Origin of the sequence: Streptomyces sp. MUM 203J, assembly GCF_022414595.1 — a bacterium.
GTDB lineage: Bacteria > Actinomycetota > Actinomycetes > Streptomycetales > Streptomycetaceae > Streptomyces.
In genome coordinates this window covers 73,996-98,513 of record NZ_JADWYO010000010.1, presented here as the reverse complement: position 1 = coordinate 98,513, position 24,518 = coordinate 73,996, and the positions used below count along the sequence as shown (strand labels likewise).

At 70.2% G+C, this 24,518-nt stretch carries 15 protein-coding genes and 1 pseudogene; 7 read left to right on the top strand and 9 right to left on the bottom strand.

Translation table 11 applies throughout. The features are described from left to right. Positions 1 to 35 precede the first annotated feature (35 nt). The 3 genes from I3F58_RS08710 to I3F58_RS08700 are packed head-to-tail and all read left to right on the top strand — an operon-like array spanning position 36 to position 2,960. Complete coding sequence (locus I3F58_RS08710) at positions 36 to 554, top strand: PH domain-containing protein (protein WP_240107692.1); 519 nt, start codon at positions 36 to 38, stop codon at positions 552 to 554. Beyond that, positions 551 to 2,086, top strand: a complete 1,536-nt coding sequence (locus I3F58_RS08705) for a PH domain-containing protein (RefSeq protein WP_240107691.1) — start codon at positions 551 to 553, stop codon at positions 2,084 to 2,086. The genes I3F58_RS08710 and I3F58_RS08705 overlap by 4 nt, the downstream gene beginning before the upstream one ends. 16 nt (positions 2,087 to 2,102) lie before the next feature. Next, a complete protein-coding gene (locus I3F58_RS08700) occupies positions 2,103 to 2,960 on the top strand; it encodes a poly-gamma-glutamate hydrolase family protein (RefSeq protein ID WP_275678301.1) in 858 nt (285 codons plus the stop codon). Positions 2,961 to 2,967: 7 nt separating this feature from the next. On the opposite strand, the gene pgl is transcribed toward I3F58_RS08700, so the two are convergent. Genes pgl through tkt form a run of 5 tightly spaced genes read right to left on the bottom strand, consistent with a single transcriptional unit; the run spans position 2,968 to position 9,609 of the window. Beyond that, positions 2,968 to 3,750 carry a 6-phosphogluconolactonase gene (pgl, locus tag I3F58_RS08695; RefSeq protein WP_240107689.1) on the bottom strand — a complete coding sequence of 261 codons (783 nt, stop codon included), beginning with the start codon at positions 3,748 to 3,750 and terminating at the stop codon, positions 2,968 to 2,970. Continuing rightward, entirely contained in the window at positions 3,747 to 4,823 is a 1,077-nt protein-coding gene (gene opcA / locus I3F58_RS08690; protein WP_240107688.1) for a glucose-6-phosphate dehydrogenase assembly protein OpcA, read from the bottom strand. The genes pgl and opcA overlap by 4 nt, the downstream gene beginning before the upstream one ends. After that, positions 4,820 to 6,349 (bottom strand): glucose-6-phosphate dehydrogenase, encoded by a 1,530-nt coding sequence (gene zwf, locus I3F58_RS08685; RefSeq protein WP_240107687.1) that lies wholly within the window; start codon positions 6,347 to 6,349, stop codon positions 4,820 to 4,822. Before zwf ends, opcA begins: the two co-directional genes overlap by 4 nt. A gap of 4 nt (positions 6,350 to 6,353) precedes the next feature. After that, a complete protein-coding gene (gene tal / locus I3F58_RS08680) occupies positions 6,354 to 7,472 on the bottom strand; it encodes a transaldolase (RefSeq protein WP_240107686.1) in 1,119 nt (372 codons plus the stop codon). A 34-nt stretch (positions 7,473 to 7,506) separates the two neighbouring features. Beyond that, positions 7,507 to 9,609 (bottom strand): transketolase, encoded by a 2,103-nt coding sequence (gene tkt, locus I3F58_RS08675; RefSeq protein WP_240107685.1) that lies wholly within the window; start codon positions 9,607 to 9,609, stop codon positions 7,507 to 7,509. 411 nt (positions 9,610 to 10,020) lie between these two features. Between tkt and I3F58_RS08670 the strand changes: the two genes are divergently transcribed. From I3F58_RS08670 to I3F58_RS08660, 3 genes are all read left to right on the top strand, one after another. Beyond that, positions 10,021 to 10,983, top strand: a complete 963-nt coding sequence (locus tag I3F58_RS08670; protein WP_240107684.1) for a heme o synthase — start codon at positions 10,021 to 10,023, stop codon at positions 10,981 to 10,983. Positions 10,984 to 11,075: 92 nt separating this feature from the next. Next, on the top strand, positions 11,076 to 11,411 hold the full coding sequence (locus I3F58_RS08665) for a hypothetical protein (protein WP_240107683.1): 336 nt from the start codon (positions 11,076 to 11,078) through the stop codon (positions 11,409 to 11,411). Positions 11,412 to 11,496: 85 nt separating this feature from the next. Then, the gene (locus I3F58_RS08660) at positions 11,497 to 12,528 is read left to right on the top strand and encodes an amidohydrolase (RefSeq protein WP_240107682.1); all 1,032 of its coding nucleotides are present in this window, start codon (positions 11,497 to 11,499) and stop codon (positions 12,526 to 12,528) included. Between the two features lie 15 nt (positions 12,529 to 12,543). Here the strand turns inward: I3F58_RS08660 and I3F58_RS08655 are convergent, their stop codons facing one another. The 4 genes and pseudogenes from I3F58_RS08655 to I3F58_RS08640 all read right to left on the bottom strand — a co-directional run bounded on the left by I3F58_RS08655 (position 12,544) and on the right by I3F58_RS08640 (position 17,851). Further along, positions 12,544 to 13,689 (bottom strand): RNA polymerase sigma factor, encoded by a 1,146-nt coding sequence (locus I3F58_RS08655; protein WP_240107681.1) that lies wholly within the window; start codon positions 13,687 to 13,689, stop codon positions 12,544 to 12,546. Further along, on the bottom strand, positions 13,682 to 14,098 hold the full coding sequence (locus tag I3F58_RS08650; protein WP_240107680.1) for a YciI family protein: 417 nt from the start codon (positions 14,096 to 14,098) through the stop codon (positions 13,682 to 13,684). The genes I3F58_RS08655 and I3F58_RS08650 overlap by 8 nt, the downstream gene beginning before the upstream one ends. 130 nt (positions 14,099 to 14,228) lie before the next feature. Then, positions 14,229 to 14,645: pseudogene (locus tag I3F58_RS08645) on the bottom strand (adenylyltransferase/cytidyltransferase family protein); the annotation flags it as partial. Between the two features lie 98 nt (positions 14,646 to 14,743). Then, positions 14,744 to 17,851 (bottom strand): VCBS repeat-containing protein, encoded by a 3,108-nt coding sequence (locus tag I3F58_RS08640; protein WP_240107679.1) that lies wholly within the window; start codon positions 17,849 to 17,851, stop codon positions 14,744 to 14,746. Positions 17,852 to 18,445: 594 nt separating this feature from the next. Here I3F58_RS08640 and I3F58_RS29310 point away from each other — a divergent pair. Continuing rightward, positions 18,446 to 24,517, top strand: coding sequence for an RHS repeat-associated core domain-containing protein (locus I3F58_RS29310; protein WP_308354970.1), 6,072 nt, complete (start codon positions 18,446 to 18,448; stop codon positions 24,515 to 24,517). Position 24,518 lies beyond the last annotated feature (1 nt).

Below are 24,518 nucleotides of genomic sequence, written 5' to 3'. Positions count from 1 at the left end.
ACGGGGGAGCGGGGGAACCCGGAGGAGCACGCACGATGACGGGGGAGAACACGGTGCAGGAGACGCGACAGGTGCGGCTGCGCCCGCCGGGCAACAGCCTCGACGAACGTGCGGTCACCTGGTGGCGCACCCAGTGGCTGCTGACCACGGCCGTCCTGGGGGCCGCTCTCGCCGTGCCGGGCTGGCTCTTCGAACCGGCCCGGCCCTGGCTGACGGCTGCCGCGGGAGCGGTGGCCGTCGCCGGGCTCGTCTGCAGCGTGCTTCTCCCCCGCTGGTGGTTCCGGATTCACCGCTGGGAGGTCACGGACGACGCCGTGTACGTCCGGACCGGTTACTTCTGGCAGGAGTGGCGGATCGCTCCGATGTCGCGCATCCAGACCGTGGACACCGTCCGCGGGCCTCTGGAACAGGCGTTCCGGCTCGCCACGGTCACAGTGACCACCGCGTCCGCCAAGGGCGCCCTCACCATCGCCGGGCTCGACCACGAACTGGCCGCCGACCTGGCGCAGCGCCTCACCCGCATCACCCAGGCCACCCCCGGGGACGCGACATGAGCACCCCGGCGGCGAGCGCCGACGGGTGGCGGCGGCTTGACGGGCGGGTCGTTCTGATCACCGCGCTGCTCGGTGCGGGCCTGACCATCGGCTCGTTCCTGCCCCTGGCCCTCATCCTGGTGGTCAGGAAGCCAGAGGCCGTGCCCTTCCTGCCGCTCTGGTTCGTGCTCCCTCTTCTCGGCGGGGCCGCCGCCGGATACGTCAAGTGGCGGCGCACCCGCTACCGGCTCGGGCCCGAGCGGGCCGAGCTGCGCTCCGGGCTGCTGCTGGTCAAACGGCGCTCCCTGCCCAGGGAACGCATCCGCAGCGTCGACCTGACAGCCCATCTGCTGCTGCGGGTCCTCGGACTGGTCAAGGTGCGCATCGGCACCGGAGAGCAGACCGGCGGCGGGGAGTCCACCCTGGAACTAGACCCCGTGACCCGCGCCGAGGGCGAGCGGCTGCGCCGGGAGCTGCTCGGCCGGCAGCCCGAGGCCGACACTGAGCCGGTGCCGGACGGCGAGCTGGCCGTCCTGGACCCCGCCTGGGTGCGGTATGCGCCTGTGTCGTTCCTCGCGCTGGTCCTCGGCGGGGTGGCCGTCGGCGGTGTACGGCAGGTGAGCGACTGGTTCGGCGTCCAGGACGAGGTCGTCCACCGGATAGGCGACCTGTACGGGCAGACGCCGCTCCTCTGGGTCGTCGTCAGTCTGGCCGTCGCCGTGCTGCTCGCCGGTGCGGTCGGCGCAGTCGCCCTCTGGGTCGAGAAGTGGTGGAACTACCGGCTGGAACGTGAGCCGGGCGGCACGCTGCGGGTGCGGCGCGGACTGTTCACCGCGCGCTCCGTGTCCATCGAGGAGCGGCGGCTGCGCGGTGTCGAACTCGTCGAACCGCTCGGCGTACGGCTGCTCCGGGCCGCCCGGGTCGACGCCGTCGCCACCGGCCTCGTCCAGGAGTCGGACGACCGGCAGGACACCCACAAGACGCTGCTGCCCGCTGCCCCCCGCGCGGTCGCGCAGTCCGTCGCCGCCGCGGTTCTGCGGGACCGTTCCGGCAGCTTCCTGAGCGCCCCGCTCACCCCGCATCCCCGGGCCGCCAGGGCCAGGCGGCTGCGCTGGGCCCTGGCGGCCGCTTCGGCCCCCGTCCTCGCGCTGCTGGTACTTGCGGCCGCCCTGGACGCACGAGCCCTCTGGTACGGGGCCGTGGGCGCCGCGCTCCTGCTGCCGCCGGCCGCGGTGGCGCTCGCCCTGGACGCGTACCGGAGCCTCGGTCACGGTCTCGGCGGCGGCCATCTGCTGGCCCGTTCCGGGACGGTGCGCCGGTCCACGGTCGCCCTCCAGCGCGGCGGGGTCGTCGGCTGGACGCTGAAGCAGTCGTACGCCCAGCGCCGCGCCGGACTGCTGACGCTCACCGCGACCACGGCGGCGGGCGACGGGGCCTACGACATCCGGGACGCCGACCAGCACGCGGCTCTGCGGTTCGCGGCTGAGGCGGTACCGGGGCTCCTGGAGCCGTTCCTCGAAGACCTGGGGCGGGGCGCAGACACTCCACGGTGATCATGTCGGAACGACGATGACCGACCGACGTACCGTCCTCACCGCCCTCGCCGGAGCCGCCGTCAGCGGCCCCCTCCCCGGCGGCCTCCTCACCGTGGCCCCGGCGCACCCGCCACCGCCGCGTCCGACATCTGCACGTCCAACACCGACCTCTGCACGAAGCCGGCGGGCAAGGAGCACACCGAGCACGCCCGCCGACACAGACGGCACGAGCTCTTCGACCAACAGCCACACCGGGACGTACCCGTGCAACCGCACCACCGTCCTGGCCATGCGCGGCGGCGGCATCGAGACGGGCACCTCCGGGCTGTGCCTCGGCACAGCCGGCGACGGCCGCGGCGTGCACGACTACTGGATGTCCAAGGGTTTGTGCGGCTCGAACAACCGCGAGCTGCACGTCACCGCCAAGCACAACGACGACCATGCATGCCTCTCGACGGTCCGCTCCAGCCTCAACGCACTCAGCCTGCACGGCTGTACCGCCGAGCAGGCGGGGACCGGCCCGGAGGCCGTGGTCGTCGGCGGGCTCGACGGGCGGTTCAAGGACCGGCTGAGGGCCGAGTTCACCAAGGTGGGCATCGCCCGGCGGGACTGCGACGAGCTGCCCGACCCGGCGGGTGTGAACCCGGACAACGCCTGCAACCGCACCATGCCGGCCAAGGGCGGCCGGATGGAGTTCACCACGGACCTGCCCGCCGCGATGTTCTCCGTCAACACGCGAGCCGGGCGCGCAGGAAGCACCACCCGCGAGTACGGGGACTCCTTCGGTGCCTGCCGTGCCGCCCTCCCAGCCCTGCACGAGGGCCCGGACCAGGTCGTCCTCCGAGTACGCGGAAGCCCGGTCCGTGAAGGTGAACGGACCGGGCTCCGATGACGTGCCGTCAGGCCTGGGACGCCGGGTACAGCGAGCGTGGCAGCTGCGACGCAGCCGCCGAGTCCAGCAGCCACAGCGTGCGGGACCGGCCGCGGGCCGCCGCCGCGGGGGCCTGAAGCTCCCCGGCGCCCGAGAGGGCGATGGCCGCGGCCGTCGCCTTGTCCTCACCGGCCGCCAGCAGCCACACCTCACGGGCCGACCGGATCGCCGGAAGGGTCAGCGAGATCCGGGTCGGCGGCGGCTTCGGCGCGCCGTGCACCCCCACCACCATGCGCTCGGTCTCCCGCACCGCCGGGTGCTCGGGGAACAGCGACGCCACATGGGTGTCCGGACCGACACCCAGCAGCAGCACGTCGAACGCGGGCACCGCCGCGTGGTTCTCCGGCCGCGCCGCCGCGGCCAGCTCGGCGGCGTAGGCGGCGGCTGCCGCGTCCGCGTCCGTGCCGTACACGCCGTCCGACACCGGCATCGGGTGCACCCGTGCCGGGTCCAGCGGCACGCTGTCCAGCAGCGCGGCCCTTGCCTGCGTGTCGTTGCGGTCCGAGTGCCCCGCGGGCAGGAACCGCTCGTCGCCCCACCACAGGTCGAGCCGCGACCAGTCGACCGCGTCCCGGGCGGGCGCCGAGGCCAGCGCGGCCAGCAGGCCGTTGCCGTTGCGGCCGCCGGTGAGAACCACCGAAGCCGAGCCCCGGGCGGCCTGCGCGTCCACGATCCGGGTGATGAGCCGGGCCGCGGCGGCCTGCGCCATCAGCTCCTTGTCGCGGTGCACGACGAGCTGGGGCGCGCTCACTTCGCCGCCGCCTTCTTCGACGGGGCCTTCTTGGCGGGAGCCTTCTTCGCGGGCTCGTCCGGACCGGTGGAGGGGTCGGACCCGCCGGACTCGTCCGGCGGGTCCGACGCGGCGGCGCCCCGCGGTGTCCCCGAGCCCTCGACCATGCCGTCGCTCAGCCGGTCCACCCCGAACCGGAGTGCCGACGCGTACGTGTCGTCCGGGTCCAGGCGCCGCAGCTCCTCCGCGATCAGCTCGGCCGTCTCGCGCCGCTTCAGCGCCACCGCGCGGTTCGGCTGGCCCTCTATGGAAAGGGTGGCCAGCGACCCGTCCGGGCGGTCCAGCACGATCGGCCCGCACGTGGTCGCCAGCCGTACGGCCGTCAGCCCCGGGCCCTTCGACGTTGAGCGCCGCACCGAGACGTTCAGGCGGTCCGCCAGCCACATGGCCAGCAGCTCCACGCTCGGGTTGAACTCCTCGCCCTCGACCTCCGCCGAGGTCACCTCGCACACGACCTGGTCCAGCGCCGCCGCCAGCATCGACCGCCACGGCGTGATCCTCGTCCAGGACAGATCCGTGTCGCCCGGCGTGTACGCGGCGGCGCGGGCCGTCAGCTCGGCGACCGGATCCTCGGCGTTGTAGGTGTCGGTGACCCGGCGCTGGCCCAGCGCGCCCAGCGGGTCGTGGGCCGGGTCGGTCGGCGCGTTCACCGGCCACCAGACCACCACCGGCGCGTCCGGCAGCAGCAGCGGCAGCACCACCGACTGGGCGTGGTCGATGACCTCGCCGTACAGCCGCAGGATCACCGTCTCGCCGGTGCCGGCGTCCACGCCCACCCGCACATCCGCGTCGAGCCGTGCCTTGGCCCGGTCGCGCGGGGTGCGCGCGACCCGCTTGATCACGACGAGGGTCCGCGACGGGTGCTCGCGGGACGCCTCGTTGGCGGCCTTGAGCGCGTCGTACGCGTTCTCCTCGTCCGTGACGATGACCAGGGTCAGCACCATGCCGACGGCCGGGGTTCCGATGGCCCGTCGACCCTCCACCAGCGCCTTGTTGATGTTGCTGGAGGTGGTGTCCGTCAGATCGATCTTCATGGCCGGCGCCAGCTCCGTCCGTCTCGTGCGAGCATCTCGTCCGCCTCGACCGGACCCCAGGTGCCCGCCTGGTACCGCGCGGGTGTGCCGTTCCTGTCCCAGTGCTCCTCGATCGGGTCGAGGATCCTCCAGGACAGCTCGACCTCCTCCGTGCGGGGGAAGAGGTTGGCGTCGCCCAGCAGCACATCGAGGATGAGCCGCTCGTACGCCTCCGGGCTGGACTCGGTGAACGACTCGCCGTACGCGAAGTCCATCGACACGTCCCGCACCTCCATCGAGGTGCCCGGGACCTTCGAGCCGAACCGCATGGTCACGCCCTCGTCCGGCTGGACGCGGATGACCAGCGCGTTCTGCCCCAGCTCCTCCGTCGCCGTGTGGTCGAACGGGGAGTGCGGGGCCCGCTGGAAGACGACCGCGATCTCGGTGACCCGGCGGCCCAGCCGCTTGCCCGTCCGCAGGTAGAACGGGACGCCCGCCCAGCGCCGGTTGTCGATGCCCAGCTTGATCGCGGCGTAGGTGTCGGTCTTGGAGGCCGGGTCGATGCCCTCCTCCTCCAGGTAGCCGACGACCCGCTCGCCGCCCTGCCAGGCGCCCGTGTACTGGCCGCGCACGGTCGACGCGCCGAGGTCCTTGGGCAGCCGGACCGCGCCCAGCACCTTCGTCTTCTCGGCGGCCAGCGCGTCCGCGTCGAACGACGCCGGCTCCTCCATCGCGGTCAGCGCGAGCAGCTGGAGCAGGTGGTTCTGGATGACGTCCCGGGCGGCGCCGATGCCGTCGTAGTACCCGGCACGGCCGCCGATGCCGATGTCCTCGGCCATCGTGATCTGGACGTGGTCGACATACGACCGGTTCCAGATCGGCTCGAACAGGGTGTTGGCGAACCGCAGCGCCAGGATGTTCTGGACCGTCTCCTTGCCCAGATAGTGGTCGATCCGGAACACCTGGTCCGGGGTGAACACCTCGTGGACGATGGAGTTCAGCTCCCGCGCCGACGACAGGTTGTGCCCGAACGGCTTCTCGATGACCGCGCGGCGCCAGGCACCCGGCTTCTGGTCGGCCAGCCCGTGCTTCTTGAGCTGCTGGACGACCTTCGGGAAGAACTTCGGCGGGACGGACAGGTAGAAGGCGAAATTGCCGCCCGTGCCCTGTGCCTTGTCCAGCTCCTCCATGGTGGCACTCAGCTGCCGGAACGCCTCGTCGTCGCCGAACTCGCCCTGGACGAACCGCATGCCCTGGAGCAGCTGCTGCCACACCTCCTCACGGAAGGGGGTGCGTGCGTGCTGCTTGACCGCGTCGTGGACGACCTGGGCGAAGTCCTCGTCCTCCCAGTCGCGACGGGCGAACCCGATCAGCGAGAAGCCCGGCGGCAGCAGACCCCGGTTCGCGAGGTCGTACACCGCGGGCATCAGCTTCTTGCGGGAAAGGTCGCCGGTGACACCGAAGATGACCAGGCCCGACGGCCCCGCGATACGCGGGAGCCGTCGGTCTGCGGCGTCACGCAGCGGATTGCTGCTGTGCGAGGGCAAGGTCCTACGCCTCCGTAGGAGCGAGGCGCTTCAGCTCCGCCTCGGTCGACTTCAGCAGGTCGTTCCAGGATGCCTCGAACTTCTCGACGCCCTCGTCCTCCAGGAGCTGGACCACGTCGTCGTAGCCGATGCCCAGCTTCTCCACGGCGTCCAGGTCGGCCCGCGCCTGCGCGTACGTACCCGCGATGGTGTTGCCGCGGATGTCACCGCGCGCGGCGGTGGCCTCCAGCGTCGCCTCCGGCATGGTGTTGACCGTGCCCGGCGCGACCAGCTCGTCCACGTACAGGGTGTCCTTGTACGCCGGGTCCTTCACGCCCGTCGACGCCCACAGCGGACGCTGCTTGTTGGCCTGCGCCCGGTCCAGCGCCGCCCAGCGGTCGGACCCGAAGACCTCCTCGTACGCCTCGTAGGCGAGGCGTGCGTTGGCCAGGGCGGCCTTGCCGCGCACGGCCTTCGCCTCGGGAGTGCCCAGGGCGTCCAGCCGCTTGTCGATCTCGGTGTCCACGCGGGACACGAAGAACGACGCCACCGAGTGGATCTTCGACAGGTCCAGGCCGCGCTCCTTGGCCTTCTCCAGACCGGCCAGGTAGGCGTCCATGACCTCGCGGTAGCGCTCCAGCGAGAAGATCAGCGTCACGTTCACGCTGATGCCCAGGCCGATCACCTCGGTGATCGCCGGGAGGCCCGCCTTGGTGGCGGGGATCTTGACGAGCGTGTTCGGCCGGTCGATCAGCCACGCCAGCTGCCTGGCCTCCGCGACCGTCGCCCGCGTGTTGTGCGCGAGCCGCGGGTCCACCTCGATGGACACCCGGCCGTCCTGGCCCTGCGTCGCGTCGTACACGGGGCGCAGGATGTCGGCGGCGTCCCGCACGTCCGCGGTGGTGATCATGCGGAGGGCCTCCTCCACCGTCACCTTGCGCGCGGCCAGGTCCTCCAGCTGACGGTCGTAGCCGTGACCCTCGGAGATCGCCTTCTGGAAGATCGACGGGTTGGTGGTGACCCCCACCACGTGCTGCTCGTCGATCAGCTCCTGCAGGTTCCCGGACGTGATCCGCTTGCGGGACAGGTCGTCCAGCCAGATCGCCACGCCTTCGTCGGAAAGGCGCTTGAGTGCGTCTGTCATGAGAGTTGCATCTCCTACTTCGCTTGTGGTGACGTCAGCGCGCGGCGGCGGTGATCGATTCCCGGGCGGCGGTGGCGACCGCCTCCGCGGTGAAGCCGTACTCGCGGAACAGCAGCTTGCCGTCCGCGGAGGCGCCGAAGTGCTCCAGCGACACGATGCGGCCCGCGTCGCCGACGTACCGGTGCCAGGTCAGCCCGATACCGGCCTCGACCGCCACCCGCGCCTTCACCGACGGCGGCAGCACCGAGTCCCGGTACCCCTGCTCCTGCTCCTCGAACCACTCGACGCACGGCATCGACACGACCCGGGTCGGCACACCCGCCGCCTGGAGCTGTTCCCGCGCCTCCACGGCGAGGTGCACCTCGGAGCCGGTCGCGATCAGCACCACCTGCGGCGCCGCGCTCCGTCCGTCGGACCCTTCGGCGTCGGCCAGCACGTAACCGCCCTTGGCGGTGTCCTCGTTCGGCTCGTACGTCGGCACACCCTGGCGGGTGAGCGCCAGACCGTGCGGGGCGCCCTTGCCGAACTCCTTCGTCCAGCGCCTGAGGATCTCGCGCCAGGCGATCGCGGTCTCGTTGGCGTCCGCCGGACGGACCACGTTCAGCCCCGGGATCGCCCGCAGCGACGCCAGGTGTTCCACCGGCTGGTGCGTCGGGCCGTCCTCACCCAGACCGATCGAGTCGTGCGTCCACACGTAGGTGACCGGCAGGTGCATCAGCGCCGACAGCCGGACGGCGTTGCGCATGTAGTCGGAGAACACCAGGAAGGTGCCGCCGAAGATCCGCGTGTTGCCGTGCAGCGCGATGCCGTTCATCTCGGCGGCCATCGCGTGCTCGCGGATACCGAAGTGGATCGTGCGGCCGTACGGGTCGGCCTCCGGCAGCGGGTTGCCCTTCGGCAGGAACGACGACGACTTGTCGATCGTCGTGTTGTTCGAGCCCGCCAGGTCCGCGGAGCCGCCCCACAGCTCGGGGACGACCGCGCCGAGCGCCTGGAGGACCTTGCCGGACGCGGCACGCGTGGCCACACCCTTGCCCGCCTCGAAGACCGGGAGCTTCTCCTCCCAGCCGGTCGGCAGCTCGCCCGCGGAGATCCGGTCGAACTCGGCCGCCCGCTCCGGGTTGGCGTCCCGCCACTCCTGGAGCTGCTTCTCCCAGGCGGTACGGGCCTCACGGCCCCGGTCGCCCAGCTCACGGGTGTGCCCGATGACCTCGTCGGTGACCTCGAAGGTCTGCTCCGGGTCGAAGCCCAGGACACGCTTGGTCGCCGCGACCTCCTCGTCGCCCAGCGCGGAGCCGTGCGAGGCCTCGGTGTTCTGGGCGTGCGGCGCCGGCCAGGCGATGATCGAACGCATCGCGATGAAGGACGGCTTGTCCGTGACCGCCTTGGCGGCCTGGACCGCCGCGTACAGCGCCTCGGGGTCGAGGTCGCCGTTCTCCTTCGGTTCGACGCGCTGCACGTGCCAGCCGTAGGCCTCGTACCGCTTCATCGTGTCCTCGGACACGGCGGTCTCGGTGTCGCCCTCGATCGAGATGTGGTTGTCGTCCCACAGCATGACCAGGTTGCCGAGCTTCTGGTGCCCGGCCGTCGAGGACGCCTCGGCCGCGATGCCCTCCTGGAGGCAGCCGTCACCGGCGATCACGTACACGAAGTGGTCGAACGGCGAGGTGCCGGCCGCCGCCTCCGGGTCGAACAGGCCGCGCTCGTAGCGGGCGGCCATCGCCATGCCCACGGCGTTGGCGACACCCTGGCCCAGCGGGCCGGTCGTCGTCTCGACGCCCTGGGTGTGGCCGTACTCCGGGTGGCCCGGCGTCTTGGAGCCCCAGGTGCGGAATGCCTTCAGGTCGTCCAGTTCAAGGCCGAACCCGCCCAGGAACAGCTGGGTGTACAGGGTCAGCGAGGAGTGGCCCGCGGACAGCACGAACCGGTCGCGGCCGGTCCAGTCCGGGGCGCTCGGGTCGTGGCGCATGACCTTCTGGAACAGCGTGTACGCCGCCGGGGCCAGGCTCATCGCCGTACCCGGATGGCCGTTGCCGACCTTCTGTACGGCGTCCGCGGCCAGGATACGGGCGGTGTCGACGGCACGCTGGTCCAGTGCGGTCCACTCGAAGTCTGTGGTGGTCGGCTTGGTGCTCACCCTCGGTCAGGGCTCCTCTCCACATTCCACATGTCAGTGCACGTGTCGCATGCCGATGACGTCGATCGCACCGGCCGCTGCCGAGCCTATCCCGTCATCAGGCCCGATTTTCCGGCCCGACGGCGGGTGCCGCCACCTGCGAAGGGGCCGCTTGCACCAGCTGAATACGGGCCCGCTCATCCGATCGCTCATCCGTCGGTGCTTTCCCTCCGGGGCGCTCATCCGAGCGCTCGTACGAGAGGGGGCGCCGCCCTTCTGAGGTCCGCCGTGGGGCGCTGCCCGGGTGGCCCAACACGACCGACCCCCGCGAAGATCGGCGTACGGGCAACGTCTAGAGTGGCGTGGTACGCGCGAGTCATCGCCGGTCCTTACATGCCACAGGGGCATGCCGCACAGACCGGGCTCGCTGGGATGTCTCTGTCAGGGGTGTGCGTGACGGCCGTCGAATCCCGTCCAGCGGGACTGCTGGGCACGAGCCCGGCCCATCGACCGTTCGGGGCCCGCGTCAAGGCCTTCGTGGCGCTGACCAAGCCGCGGATCATCGAACTGCTGCTGATCACGACGGTGCCGGTGATGTTCCTCGCCGAGCAGGGCGTCCCGGACCTGTGGCTGGTGGTGAACACCTGCTTCGCCGGCTATCTCTCGGCGGGCGGCGCCAACGCGCTCAACATGTACATCGACCGGGACATCGACGCATTGATGGACCGGACCTCCCAGCGCCCGCTGGTGACCGGCATGGTCTCGCCGCGCGAGGGCCTGGTGTTCGGTCTGGGTCTCGGGGTGGTCTCCACCCTGTGGTTCGGGATCTTCGTCAACTGGCTGTCCGCCTGGCTGGCCCTCGGCGCGCTCCTCTTCTACGTCGTCGTCTACACGATGATCCTCAAGCGCCGGACCGCGCAGAACATCGTGTGGGGCGGCATCGCCGGATGCATGCCGGTCCTGATCGGCTGGTCCTCGGTCACGAACTCCATGTCGTGGGCCGCCGTCATCCTCTTCCTCGTCATCTTCTTCTGGACGCCGCCGCACTACTGGCCGCTGTCGATGCGGGTGAAGGAGGACTACGCGCGCGTGGGCGTGCCGATGCTGCCCGTCGTCGCCTCCAACAAGGTCGTGGCCCGGCAGATCGTCCTCTACAGCTGGGTCATGGTCGGCGTCTCCCTGCTGCTCCAGCCGCTCGGCTACACCGGCTGGTTCTACACGGCGGTGGCCCTGGCCACCGGCGGCTGGTGGCTGTGGGAGGCGCACGCCCTGCAGAACCGCGCACGGGCGGGCGAGACCGGCGGCAGGCTGAAGGAGATGCGGCTCTTCCACTGGTCCATCACGTATGTGTCGCTGCTGTTCGTGGCGGTCGCGGTGGACCCGTTCGTGGGCTGAGCCTTCCGGATCGTCGTCGCGGGCGGGCGCGTGGCCAAGGCCACGTGGCCCGCCCGTCGCACGTTGATCTACCCGGCAGTAGCATCGGCCGCATGGCAGACACCACCAAGCAGGCCGGTAAGCACGCCGAGCGCACGGCGGCGAAGCTGGCCAAGCAGATCCAGGACTTCGTGCGCCGGCACGGCGGCGCCGAGGGCCAGCTCGCCTACATCGGCCAGGCCGGTACCCGCATCGTGCTGGTCGGCGCGGACGGCGGCTGGGGCGACCTGGTCGCACCCACCCACGACATCGCCCAGGCCGCGGCCGACAAGGCGGGGCTCACACTGCACGAGACCTTCGACGGCGAGTTCGCGGCGAAGGTCCGCACCGGACCGTACGAGTGGAGCCGCATGGCCGGTATCCAGCTCGGCGGCGAGTCCAACGGCTGAGACACTCCGTAACCGAGGAAACACCTGACCGGGCTTCACCCGTTAGGACGTGTGACAGGCGGCCACGTCCCGGCAGGGAGCCCTCGTGACGATCGACACCCCGACGCTGGTGGACCACTACGGCCAGGGGGTGCTGCTGACGGAGCTGGGCCTCGGCACCTTCGAGGCCCGGCTCGGCTCGTTCGACACCTGGACCGGCTTCGCGGTACGCCGCTGGTGCCCGCCGCTGCTGGACCTCGACCCGCACTGCCCGCCCGCCCGCTACCTGGCCCGCCGCCGTGAGCTGGGCGCACTGGAGGTGGCGCGGCGACTGCTGCGGGCCTCCGGGGTCGGTACGTTCCTCGTGGACACGGGCGAACCCGGCGACCGTCTGAGCCCGCAGGAGCTGGGCCGGGCCGCCGGGGCGGCCGCGTACGAGGTCGTCCGCCTCGAAACGCTCGCCCAGCGGGTCGCGGACAGCGCGGGCAGTGTCGACGGACTGCTGGCCGGACTCGCGGAGGCCGTACACAGGGCCGCGGCCTCGGCCGTCGCGTTCACCTCCGTCCGTGCTGTACGGCACGGACTGTCGCATGCCGCCGATCCGCCGGGGCCCGGTGAGGTGCGGGGCGCGGCCGGTCGATGGCTGGCCCGCCGGGACCCGGGCGGGGCGGTGGTGACGGACCCCGTCCTGCTGCGGCACCTGGTCTGGATCGCCGTCACCACAGGACGGCCCCTGCAACTGCACCTGGACGGCGGGGACCCTTCCCCGCTCGCGGACTTCGCCTCCGCCACCGGCGGGCTCGGCACCCCCGTGGTGCTCCTCGGCTGCTCCCCGCACCACCGGCAGGCCGGGCACCTCGCGGGACGGTTCCCGCATGTGTACGTGGACCTGGGCGCCGCCACGCCCGGCGTGCTGGCGGACGCGCTGGAGGCCACGCCCTTCGGCAGGCTGATGTTCTCCTGCGGGGCGCGCGGACTGGCCGAGCTGCAGGTGACGGGGGCGCGGGGCTTCACCGAGGCGCTGGGACGGGTGCTGGGCGGGTGGGTCCGGGACGGCGCCTGGTCCCGGGCGGACGCCGAGCGGGTCGCGGGGATGGTGGCGGCGGGAAACGCGCGGCGGGTGTACGGGCTGGTGTGAGTCCTGCCCTTTCCGTCAGTGACCTCGGCGGGAGTTGAGCCGGGCGGCCCGGCGCATCAGATGGTCGCGCTCGGCGGTGCTGGGCGCCTTCCGGGCCGCCTCGGCGTACAGCCTTGCCGCCGCCGTCAGGTCGCCGTCGCGCTCGTGGAGGTACGCCGCCGCGGCGGCGTGGCGGGGCAGGGAGGAGTCCAGCGCGGCGAGCGCCGCCAGTCCGGCGCGGGGTCCGTCGGCCTCACCGACGGCGACCGCGCGGTTGAGCAGGACGACCGGGCTGTCGGTCAGCCGCATCAGCTCGTCGTACCACTCGACGATCTGCACCCAGTCGGTCTCCCCGGCGGTGGGCGCGTCGGCGTGGAGCGCTGCGATGGCGGCCTGGGCCTGGAACTCGCCCAGCCGGTCGCGGGCGAGGGCCGCCTGCAGGATCCCGACGCCCTCGGTGATCGACTGGGTGTCCCACCGGCCGCGGTCCTGCTCCGCGAGCGGCACCAGGCTGCCGTCGGGCGCGGTCCGCGCACCGCGCCGGGCGTGGTGGAGCAGCATGAGGGCGAGCAGCCCCGCCACCTCGGGGTGGTCGATGACGGCCGCGAGCTGCCGGGTGAGCCGGATGGCCTCGGCGGCGAGGTCGACGTCGCCGGAGTAGCCCTCGTTGAAGACCAGGTACAGGACGCGCAGCACGGTGGCGACGTCCCCGGGCCGGTCGAACCGTGCGGAGGAGACCGTGCGCTTGGCCCTGCTGATCCGCTGCGCCATGGTCGCCTCGGGCACCAGATAGGCCCGCGCGATCTGGCGGGTGGTGAGCCCGCCGACGGCCCGCAGCGTGAGCGCGACCGCGGACGACGGTGTCAGCGACGGGTGAGCGCACAGGAAGTAGAGCCGGAGCGTGTCGTCCACCGCGGGCGCGGGCCCGGGCACCGGTTCCTCGCCGACGAGATCCTCCCGCCGGCGGCGTGCGGCGTCTGCCCGGGCCGCGTCCAGGAACCTGCGCCAGGCCACGGTGACCAGCCAGCCCTTCGGGTCCCGTGGAGGGCCGGCGGGCCAGACGCGGATCGCCTCGACCAGTGCGTCCTGTACGGCGTCCTCGGCCGCCGCGAAGTCGGCTCCGCGACGGACGAGGACGGCGAGCACGCCCGGAGTGAGGCTCCTCAGCAGCGCCTCATCCATGGCATTCGGTGATGGTGGGATTCGCTGCCAGGAACGGGCGCACCTCCAGCCACTCGTGGATCGGCTTCCCACCGGCCCCGGGGGCGGCCGACAGCTCCCCGGCCAGCTCGACGGCACGCTCGCGGCTGTCGACGTCGATCACCATCCACCCGGCGACGAGGTCCTTGGTCTCGGCGAACGGCCCGTCGGTGACAGGCGGGCGCCCCTCACCGTCGTACCGGACCCACATGCCTTCGGGTGCGAGCGCCTGCCCGTCGACGAACTCGCCGCTCTCCTCCAGCCGGGCCGCGAAGTCGTGCATGTACCGCATGTGCGCCGAGATCTCCTCCGGCGTCCACTGCTCCATGGGCACGTCGTTGACCGGAGCCGGGGCGCCGCGGTAGTGCTTGAGCAGCAGGTACTTGGCCATGATCTCTCTCCTCGGTGCTCGTGCGACCCATTGTGGTCGCGTTCACCCCGGGGACGGAGCAGGCCGCGCGTTCTCGACATGGCTGGCGGATCTTTCGGAGGGCAGATTGCTGGGACGGGATCCGGCCGTCCGTGATCAGGGCCTTGACCATCTGGCGAAGCTTCGTGCTGGAGACGTGCATCGTGTAGGTCAGGTAGACGACCTCGACGCCTACTGCGGCGAAGTCACGCTCCCACTGGGCTCCTCGCGGCGTGCACTTCCAGTCATCGCCCTTGAACAGGCGGTGGAATCCGACCTGTTCCCACGCCTCCATCTTCTCAAGTGTGGAGTCGACGACGGCCTCGTCCACGAAGTCCACGGCCTGGACGATCTCCAGCCATTCACGGAGTGGAACGACGGGTGCGTGGCCCTTGTGACAGGCGGCTTCGTCGGTGAGGACACCTGCGACCAGGTAGTCACACCTGGCCTTGGCGTGCCGCAGGAGGTTGAGGTGGCCTATGTGGAAGAGGTCGAAGACCCCGGAGGCGTATCCGATGACCTTGGACATGAGGGGGCTCCGCTTTGAACTGGATCTGAGTGGGGAGGGACGACGGCGGACGGCGGTGAGGGGAAGCCGCAGCGGCTTCCCCTCACCGCTCTTCGGAGTCAGCTGATGCGCTGGTATCCCGAGAAGTCGGTCGCCGCCACGCTGAACGTGGAGTCCGGCCTCGTGAAGTTGGTCAGGAAGCGCAGGTCACCCGAGTTCGGCCTGGTGAACCAGAAGCCGATCTTGCCGTTGCCGCTCGCCGCCGGTGCCGCGGTGATCAGCGGGGCCGTAGCGGTGCTCCAGTCGTACTGGGCGGCGTACTGGCCGCGGTGGGCGGGGTCGGCCATGCCGGCGCCGTCCTGGTCGCCGCCCCAGTAGATGAAGAGCTTGCCGATGCCGGGGTCGTCGAAGCGGACGCCCAGGTCGTTGCGGCCGTCGGAGTCGAAGTCGCCCACCGCCATAAGGGTGACCCCGTTCAGGGTCGTGGAGCCGGCGGCGATGGGGTCGTCCGGCCCGGCCAGCAGCAGCGGGTCGCGGCCGGAGTCCAGGCGGTTGTCCGGGGCTCCGTAGTAGAGCCACAGGTGGGTGCCGTCGTTGACCAGCAGGTCGGGGTAGCCCGGGATGTCCGGGGTCCCGTCGGCGTCGACGTCGAGGGGGCCGTCGAGGTCGCCGATGGCGAGGATCTGCCTGACGCCGTTCTCCCAGTGGTTGTTGCCGGGGTCGTAGACGGTCAGCTCCTGCCGGGGGTGGGCGGCGCAGTTCGTCGCGCAGACGCCGCCCGATCCGTCGTTCTCGTACAGCCACAGCCGGTGGCTGCCGGTCGCGGTGTCCTTCTGCAGCGCGATCAGGTCGACGAAGGCGTCGCCGGTCCAGTCGTCGTAGTGCGTGATGTGGGCGCCGGAGAAGTCGTCGGCGCTGGCGGGCGAGCTCGCCTTGGTGAGGCTGCCGTCGGTGGCTCCGAAGTGGCGGGTGAGCTGCCCGGAGGCGCTGATGGCCCACAGGTCGGCCCCGCCGCTGCCGTTGATGTCGCGTGGCTTGTCGGGCACGGTCGGGCCGTCGGCGTAGAACAGGTAGGTCTGCCGGTCGGAGAGGTTCCCGGCCTTGTCGTGGCTGACCACGTAGAGGCGATTGGAACCGACGACGGTCGGAGTGATGGTGACCGAGACACTGCCGCCGGCGGTGCTCGGCGTGACGAACCGGTGCGTGCCGTCGCTGTCGGACCAGTACTCGTACTTGGTGACGTCACTGACGCCGCCTGAGGTGAAGGTGAACGTTCCCTGGGTGCGCACGGCGGAGGTGTCGAGCGGCCAGCCGTCCGAACCGTCGGGGAACTGGGTGGAGCTCACACCGGGCGGGAGCGACGGCCGGGCGGAGTCGAACAGGAATCCGCAGGCGGTACCGGGAACCCACGCGGAGTAGGCACTGCCGTCGTACGTTCGCACCTTCCAGCGGAAGACACCCTTGGCGACCGCCTCCTTCGCGGCCAGGGTCGTCTTGGGAACCTTGACCTTGGCCACCGTGCCCGAGGTCGCGGAGACCGTCTGGTCGAAGATCGCGGCCGACGAGCCGAGGTCGTTGTTGCCCCAGGCGCGGAACTGGGCCTTGACCGTGCCGCCGTCGGCGTCGGACACCTTGGCGGTGAGGTAGACGTCCGTGTTCCCGATCAGCCCGTAGGGGGAGGTCGTCTTGCAGCCGGCGCTCGGGATGGTGTCCAGGCTGGTGGGAGCGTTCGGGGCGGTGTTGTACGTCGTGGACAGCACGGCCGTACGCGCGTCGAAGCGCTTGTAGGCGTACTTGTCACCCTCGCTGCTCAGCGGCACCCGGAGCCCCAGCGTGACGTTGTTCCAGCGGCTGGAGGCGGCGTTCTTCGCGGCGGAGGTGGCGTCGAAGGCGAGGTTTCCCGCGGGACAGGAGGAGCTGTAGCCCCGGGAGTCGTTCACCGTGGACACCCTGTTCTTCCAGGTTGGCTGGTTGTCCCAGGTGGTGGAGGAGCTGATGCTCCCCGTCAGCCAGAGTTCCACGGGCCGGTCGTTGCAGGAGTAGGAGTGGGTGTTCTTGATGCGGAACGTCGACTTGGAAATGATCTTGTTGGTGTTCCACAGGTTGTTGGAGTCCATGCGGAAGAACGACCGCGACAGGGTGTCGCCTGGCCACCCGACCCGGGCGTAGTCGGTCTTGGTGTCCCCGTCGCCGTCTCTCCAGCCGTTGCCGTTGTAGTAGGCCGTCTTGGGGTAGGCCTTGGTGACGATCGCCCACGCCTCGCGCGCCCCTGAGACGGCCGGGTCGATGTACACGGGGTAGGTGGTGTCCGGTCCCCTGAGGACCTCCGGGTCGGGAGTCAGGGACAGCTCGCCGCCGTCGACCCGGACGTCCATCGCGGCGTCGCGTGCGCCCAGAGGTGCCTCGAACTCGTTCGCGGGTGGCGGCGGGGGTGTGTCTCTGCTACTCGGCGCCGATGCTGCGTTCGTCTTTGCCGAGGCAGGGGTGCTGTCCCACATCATCGGCGTGGGGGCCGTGAAGACCTCCTGCCCGGCAGGGTTGACCGCACGCATGTTGCCGTGCGGGTCGGTCTTCACCGTCAGCCCGTTGGTCGTCAGCGGCAGCTTGATGGTGTTGAGGTCCGGGTGAGCGGCGGCCTTGGCCGAACGCACGATCAGGAGCTGACCGAAGCCTGCGGTGCCAGCCCTGAGCTTGAGGTCGACGTCCGGCAGGACGTTCGCATAGGTGACGCTGTCGCCGTCGACGGTCGGTTCGGGAAGAGGCTTGGGCCAGCTCCAGGCCATATTGCGGCCGTCCCGTTCGACCATGGCGAGGGGGCCGCTGCCGCCGCCGGAGAACGTGACCTTCACATCGGTGACCCGAGGAGAGAACGTCCCGTCGGCGTTGGACTTGAGTGACGTGTCGAACGGCATCAGCTTGCCGTCCTTGCGCACGAACTGCGCGGTCGCGTACGTGTCCTGGGTGAACGACCCGTCCGGGTTCGCGAAGGTCTGGGCTGTCTCGCTGCGCCGGGAGAGGACCTCGACCGGCTTGCCGTTCTCGGCCGCCGAGGCGAGCGCGAGCTTCTCTTCGGATTCCTGTTCGGCCACCGTCGTCGACTTGGACGGAGCCGTTGCCGCGGGGTGCGCGGCTATCAGCGGCGCGGTGAGCGCGGCCGCTGCGACGGCGGCTGTGGCCGCCCAGCGCGATCTTCGGCCCCGGCTCGGGACACGATGGTGAGAGCCCATCGACATTTCTTCCCCCTCGCAAATTCGGCTTCTCGGAGTTGCTCAGCACGCAACGGGGGGTGCCGATTCCGGAACCCCCGCCAGCGCCGCAATATCCCCCATCCCCTTGCTGGGATACAAGGCGGACACGCCCGGTTCGGAAATCACCCGAGTTCAAGGAGGGACTCAGGCAAACCGTTACCCGAAGCGGTCCTCGACATTAGTACGTGGCGCGGCCAGCTTCCCGACACGCCGCCCTCGGAACATCAATTGATATGGCTTGAATCGAGAAGGTCAAAACAGTCGCGGACGGGCGGATCGGTAGGGAGCAGTTCATTCCGCTGTCGAGGAATGGCCGAAACGGCGCCTCGGAAACCCGAGTGCCATGGATGAGCGCTGTTACCGTCCCTCCGCTGCAGTGATCTATGTCAACCAGAGTGGGGAGCTCTGTGCATGGTTAGGGGTAGGGGAATTCGTGCTGTCCGCGGCACGAGACGTGGAAGAGTCAGAGCGGTGGCCGTGCTCTTGGCCGGCCTCCTTTTCGCGGGTCTGCTGGGCGGGCCCGTGGCCGCGGCATCGCAATTGGCACTGTCGGCGCTGAATGAGCCCGATCCTGTGCCTGTCGAGCGGGTCAAGCCTGACAAGGCCGGACCGGTCGACCAGACGAAGAGCAAGGAATGGCGGGGCGCCCCCAAGGTGTCCTGGCCATCGGCCGCCACGGTGACCGTCCCGCTCGGGGCGTCGGGCGCCAAGTCGGCTGCCAAACAGTCGGCACCGGCCCGTACCACTGCCGACAACGCCCTGCCGGTTCGGGTGTCGAAGTCCGGCGGCAAGTCCGCCCCGGACGAGCGTGTGAGCGTCGCCGTCCTCGACCGGAGCGCCACCGAGGCGCTCGGCGTGGACGGCGTCGTCCTGTCCGTGCGGCCACACGGCAAGGCGAAGGGGAAGGTCGACGTCGAGGTCGACTACGACGGCTTCCGTCACGCCTACGGAGGCGACTGGGCGTCCCGGCTGCGGCTTCACGAGCTGCCGGCCTGCGCCCTGACCACCCCGGAGAAGAAGGACTGCGCCACCCCGCGCGAGCTGGCCACCACCAACGACGCCAAGGCCGGCACGCTTTCCGCCACTGTCGGGCTGGCGGCCGCGGACAGTGCCACGGTGCTCGCCGCCACCGCTTCGGCGGCCGGCGCCTCGGGCAGCTTCAAGGCGACCTCGCTCGCCCCGTCCTCTTCCTGGGCGGCAGGCGGCTCCAACGGTGGCTTCACCTGGAGCTACGACATCGCCACGCCGGACGTGCCTGGCGACGTCAGCCCGCAGCTGAAACTGGGCTACAGCTCGCAGTCCATCGACGGGCGTACCGCCGCAACGAACAACCAGGGCAGCATCATCGGTGACGGCTGGTCGATGGAGCCCGGTTACATCGAGCGCCAGTACATCCCCTGTACCGACGACAAGACGGGCAGCAACAACACCACCGCCAAGGTGGGCGACCTGTGCTGGAAGAAGGACAACGCCGTCCTCAACCTCGGTGGCCGCTCCAACCAGCTCATCCGGGATTCGGCCAGCGGCGAGTGGCATCTGGAGAGCGACGACGGTACGAAGATCGTCAAGCTCACGGGCAGCAACAACAACGGTGACAACAACGGCGAGTACTGGCAGGTCACCACGCCGGACGGCACCAGGTACTCCTTCGGCGTCAACCGCGCACCGGGCTGGTCCTCCGGCAAGGAGGAGACCAACTCGGTCTGGACTGTGCCGGTATTCGGCAACCACTCCGGCGAGCCCTGCTACAACGCCTCCTTCAAGGACGCCTGGTGCCAGCAGGCGTGGCGGTGGAACCTCGACGCGGTCGAGGACCCGCACGGTGACGCCATGACGTACTACTGGGCCAAGGAGAAGAACCACTACGGCCGGAACGTCGACCCGAACACCGGCAACTCCACCGCCACCCCCTACGACCGGGGTGGCTACCTCAAGCGCATCGACTACGGCCTGCGCGCCGGCGACCACCACGGACAGCCCACTGCCAAGGTCGAGTTCACCTACAGCGAACGCTGCCTGACCAACTGTGGAACCTTCGACAGCACCAACGCCAAGAACTGGCCGGACGTGCCGTTCGACCAGTACTGCGCTGCCGGAACGAACTGCAAGGACCGCTACTCGCCGTCCTACTGGACCCGGAAGCGGCTGACGAAGGTCGCCACCTCGGCGTGGAACGGCTCCGCCTTCAAGCCCGTCGACTCCTGGGCGCTCACCCACCAGTTCCCGTCCACCGGCGACGGCACCAGCCCGGCCCTCTGGCTGGCGTCGATCACCCGCAGCGGCCACACGGGCACCGGCACCGTCACCCTGCCGTCCGTGACGTTCAAGGGGCAGACCCTCCCCAACCGCGTCGAGGGCGCCACCACTGGTGGTTCCCCCGACCCGGTGCCGCCGATGTGGCGCTACCGCGTGTACGGCATCACCACCGAGACCGGCGGCACGATCGGCGTCACCTACTCGCCGCAGGACTGCAAGGCCGGGGACATACCGTCACCCTCGTCGAACACCCGCCGCTGCTACCCGGTGAAGTGGTCCCCGCCGGACTCGCCGGGCGACAACTACGAGCCGTACCTGGACTGGTTCCACAGCTACGTGGTCACCCAGGTCCTGGAGACGGACAACACCGGCGGCGCCCCCGCCAAGCAGACCGACTACACCTACCTCGACGGAATGGCGTGGGCCAAGTCGAAGGACGACGAGTTCACCAAGGCCGAGCACCTCACCTACGGCGACCGTAAGGGCTACAGCCGTGTCCAGGTCCGGACCGGAGCCGCCCCCGACAAGCGCACGCTGAAGGAGTACCGCTACTTCCGCGGCGTCGACGGGGCTGCGGTCAAGGACAGCGAGGGCATCGCCGTCAGCGACAAGGAGGCCTTCTCGGGCATGACCCGGGAGGAACTCACCTACAACGGCGACGGCGGCGGGCTGGAGTCCGCGACCAGCTACGAACCGTGGCTCTCGGCGGCCACGGCGACCGAGACCCGCTCCGGGGGCCTGCCGTCCCGCAAGGCGTACGCCACGGGCGGCAAGAGCGAGAAGACCCGCATCGCGGTCGGCACGGGCTGGCGCCGTACGCAGACCACCCGCACCTTCGACTCCACCGGCCATGTCCTCACCGAGTCGAGGCTCGGTGACACGGCCAAGTCTGGTGACGAGCAGTGCACGACCACCACCTACGCCCGCAACACAGGCAAGAACATCCTCGACCTGCCCGCCGAGATCAAGACCGTCGCCAAGCCGTGCGGCACCACGCCGAACCTGCCCACCGACCTGATCTCGACCGAGCGTCGCTACTACGACAACGCGACCTCGCTCACCACCGCGCCCGTCAAGGGTGACGTGACCCGCCTGGAGGAACAGAACGCGGCCGGCACCGGCTACCTCACCACGGCTCGCCACACGTACGACCAGCACGGCCGCGAGCTCACGGACACCGACGCGCTCGGCAACACCACGACCACGGCCTACACCCCGGCGGTCAACGCCCCGCCGACCAAGATGACCGAGACCAACGCCCTCGGCCACACCACGACCACGGTCTACGACCCTGTGCGCGGCATCGCCAACGCCGTCACCGACGCCAACGGCAAGCGCACGGACGCCGTCCACGACGGCCTCGGCCGCGTGCTGAAGGTGTGGGAGCCCGGCTGGCCCAAGGCCGACCACGCCACCCAGCCGTCCGCCCAGTACACGTACAAGATCTCCAAGACCCAGGCGAACGCCGTCACCGCCAAGGCGCTCCAGCAGGACGGCTCGTACCGCACCACCCACACGCTCTACGACGGCCTGCTGCGCGAGCGCCAGACCCAGGCACTCGCTCACGGCTCACCGCACAGCGTCATGACGGAGACCCACTACGACACCCGAGGCTGGGCCTGGCAGACCTACAGCCCCTACTACGCCGAGATCGCCCCGTCGACGACGTTGTACACGGCCAAGTCGGTCAACCAGATCCCGTCGGCCGCGCAGAACCTGTACGACGGTCTGGGCCGGGTCACCGACGCGCTGTCCCTGAAGAAGGGCGACGAGCAGTGGCGTACCCGATACGTGTACGGCGGTGACCGCACCACTGTGATCCCGCCCAAGGGCGGAACGGCCACGACCACGGTCATCGACGCCCGTGGCCGTGAGACGGAGCTGCGCGAGTACACCGACGCCGCCCGCACGGCCTACCAGGCCACGACGTACACGTACGGCAAGTACAGCGCGCCGACGAAGGTCACCGACCCGGCGGGCAACGCCTGGACGTACACCTTCGACCAGCGCGGCCAGCAGATCACGGCCGACGACCCGGACAAGGGAACGTCCCGCCTCACGTACGACGACGCGGGCCGCGTCACCGCCGTCGAGGACGCGCGCAAGGTGACCCTGACGACCGTCTACGACAAGCTCGGCCGCAAGACCGCCGTGAAGAACGGCACCGCCACGCTGGCGACCTGGACGTACGACACGCTCGCCAAGGGCTTGCCCACCAGCAGCACCCGTCAGTCGGGCGGCGCCGCGTACACCACGGCCGTCGGCGGCTACAACGACCGCTACCAGCCGACCAGGACCACACTCACCGTCCCGTCCGCGGCCGGTGGACTGGCAGGCACGTACAGCTGGAGTCACGGCTACGACGCGGAGACCGGCGCGCCGGAGTGGACCCTCCACCCGGCCGTGGGGAATGTGCCCTCCGAGCGGGTCACCACCGTGTACGCCGAGGGCCGCCTGCCCTACAAGACCACGGCCGGACCGATCACCCTGGTCAACTCCACGCAGTACGACACCTTCGACCGCCCCGTGCGCACCGAACTCGGACTGCTCGGCAAGCGGGTCTACAAGACCCGGGTCTACGACGAGCACACCGGCCGCCTGGTCCGGCAGACCACCGACCGCGACCTTGCGCCGCAGCGCGTCGACGACACCACCTACCGCTACGACCCGTCCGGCAACGTCACCGGCATCACCACAGTGAGCGGCCAGGACGCGTCGGCCTCCACCGATCGCCAGTGCTTCACCAACGACGCACTCGGCCGTCTCACCAAGGCATGGACCGCGAAGTCGGACTGCGCCACTGCTCCGTCCACGACGTCGGTCGGCGGTCCGGACGCGTACTGGCTGAGCTACGGCTACGACAAGCTCGGCAACCGCACGAGCGAGACCGACCAGCTGGCGGGCGCGACAACCACCTATACCCACCGAGCCGCCACCACTGGCCTCCCGCACGCTGTGCAGCAGGCCACCGTCACCGGTGGCGCCGCCAACGGCCGCGTCAGCAGCTTCCAGTACGACGAGGCCGGCAACACCACCAAGCGCACCATCGGTACCAAGGTCCAGGACCTGACCTGGGACAGCGAAGGCCACCTGGCCACCCTGTCTGAGTCCGGCAAGACCACGAGCTACCTGTACGACGCCGACGGCAACCGGCTGATCGCCAAGAACGCGGACGGCAGCAGTGTGCTGACCCTCCCGAGCGGCGACCAACTCCGCCTCGCGGCCAACGGCACCAAGACCGGCACCCGCTACTACACCCACGGCGGCGAAACGGTCGCGGTCCGCACCGGATCGGGGATCTCCTTCCTGATCAGTGACCACCAGGGCACGGCCATGACGGCCATCGCCTTCACAAGCCTCGCGGTCACCCGCCGGAAGCAGCTCCCGTTCGGCAAGCTCCGCACCGCCCAGTCGAGCGCCTTTGGCTTCCGAGGCTTCATAGGTGGCACCAACGACCCGACGGGGCTTACCCACTTGGGCGCCCGCGAGTACGATCCGACGCTAGGCCGATTCCTGTCGGTCGACCCCATCATCGACCACGGCGACCCGGCCCAGATGAACGCCTACAGCTACGCCCACAACAACCCGCTGACCAAGTCCGACCCGGACGGCCTCCGCCCGGATGGCCCGGTCGGCGGCAACGGCGTAGCCGACTACTACTGGGCGCAGGACCGCGGCATGACCACCGGCTCCTACACCAAGAAGAGCGGCAAGTGGGTCTGGAACCAGGCCCCGAAGAAGGACCCGGTCTCCCAGAAGAAGTACAAGGCCTACCGCGCGAACCCCGCGCACTACATGATCGACGACCACAACGCCCGCGCTCGCGCCGCGTCCCACACCAAGGCCCTGAACAAGGCACGAGCTGATGCCCAGGCCGCGGCCCGGGCCAAGGAGCAGGCGGAGCAACGCAGGAAGGACGGTATTTGGGGCAGCATCAAGAAGGGAAACCTTAGGGCGGCGTGGGATAACACGGTCCACAAGGCCTGGGACCAGAGGCTCGGTAATTCGGACTGGTGGAAGCATTACGGCGTGAGCAAGGTGATCACCTTCGCCGCTGCTGCAGGGACCTTCGCATGCATCGCCTCGGCGGTATGCGGTGCTGGCCTATTTATAGTGGGAGCCGGTGCCTTGTTTGTTGCTGGGTTGGGTGCACACATGGCTGTGGCCTCGCCGGAAGAACGCGAACGTGGTGCCTCCCAGTTTGTTGGAAAAACGGCCAAGTCCATAGGGGTGGGCGTGGTAGCTGGCGCCCTATGCGGGAGGGGGCCTGGTGGATGTTTTGTCCTTGGGCCGAAACCTGGTACACCGCTGGCGGGCGTTGGGCGTATGCGCCTAATACCCGAAGCTACGAGGATCGCTAATCAGAAAGTCAGAGAGTATCTCTTCTAGG

Coding starts and splice junctions, on each gene's coding strand:
- I3F58_RS08665 (WP_240107683.1), top strand. CDS start 11,076: ATGGCAGACACCACCAAGCAGGCCGGTAAGCACGCCGAGCGCACGGCG.
- I3F58_RS08650 (WP_240107680.1), bottom strand. CDS start 14,098: ATGGCCAAGTACCTGCTGCTCAAGCACTACCGCGGCGCCCCGGCTCCG.
- I3F58_RS08710 (WP_240107692.1), top strand. CDS start 36: ATGACGGGGGAGAACACGGTGCAGGAGACGCGACAGGTGCGGCTGCGC.
- tal (WP_240107686.1), bottom strand. CDS start 7,472: ATGACAGACGCACTCAAGCGCCTTTCCGACGAAGGCGTGGCGATCTGG.
- I3F58_RS08670 (WP_240107684.1), top strand. CDS start 10,021: ATGTCTCTGTCAGGGGTGTGCGTGACGGCCGTCGAATCCCGTCCAGCG.
- I3F58_RS08705 (WP_240107691.1), top strand. CDS start 551: ATGAGCACCCCGGCGGCGAGCGCCGACGGGTGGCGGCGGCTTGACGGG.
- opcA (WP_240107688.1), bottom strand. CDS start 4,823: ATGAAGATCGATCTGACGGACACCACCTCCAGCAACATCAACAAGGCG.
- I3F58_RS08700 (WP_275678301.1), top strand. CDS start 2,103: ATGACCGACCGACGTACCGTCCTCACCGCCCTCGCCGGAGCCGCCGTC.
- I3F58_RS08640 (WP_240107679.1), bottom strand. CDS start 17,851: ATGGGCTCTCACCATCGTGTCCCGAGCCGGGGCCGAAGATCGCGCTGG.
- I3F58_RS08655 (WP_240107681.1), bottom strand. CDS start 13,689: ATGGATGAGGCGCTGCTGAGGAGCCTCACTCCGGGCGTGCTCGCCGTC.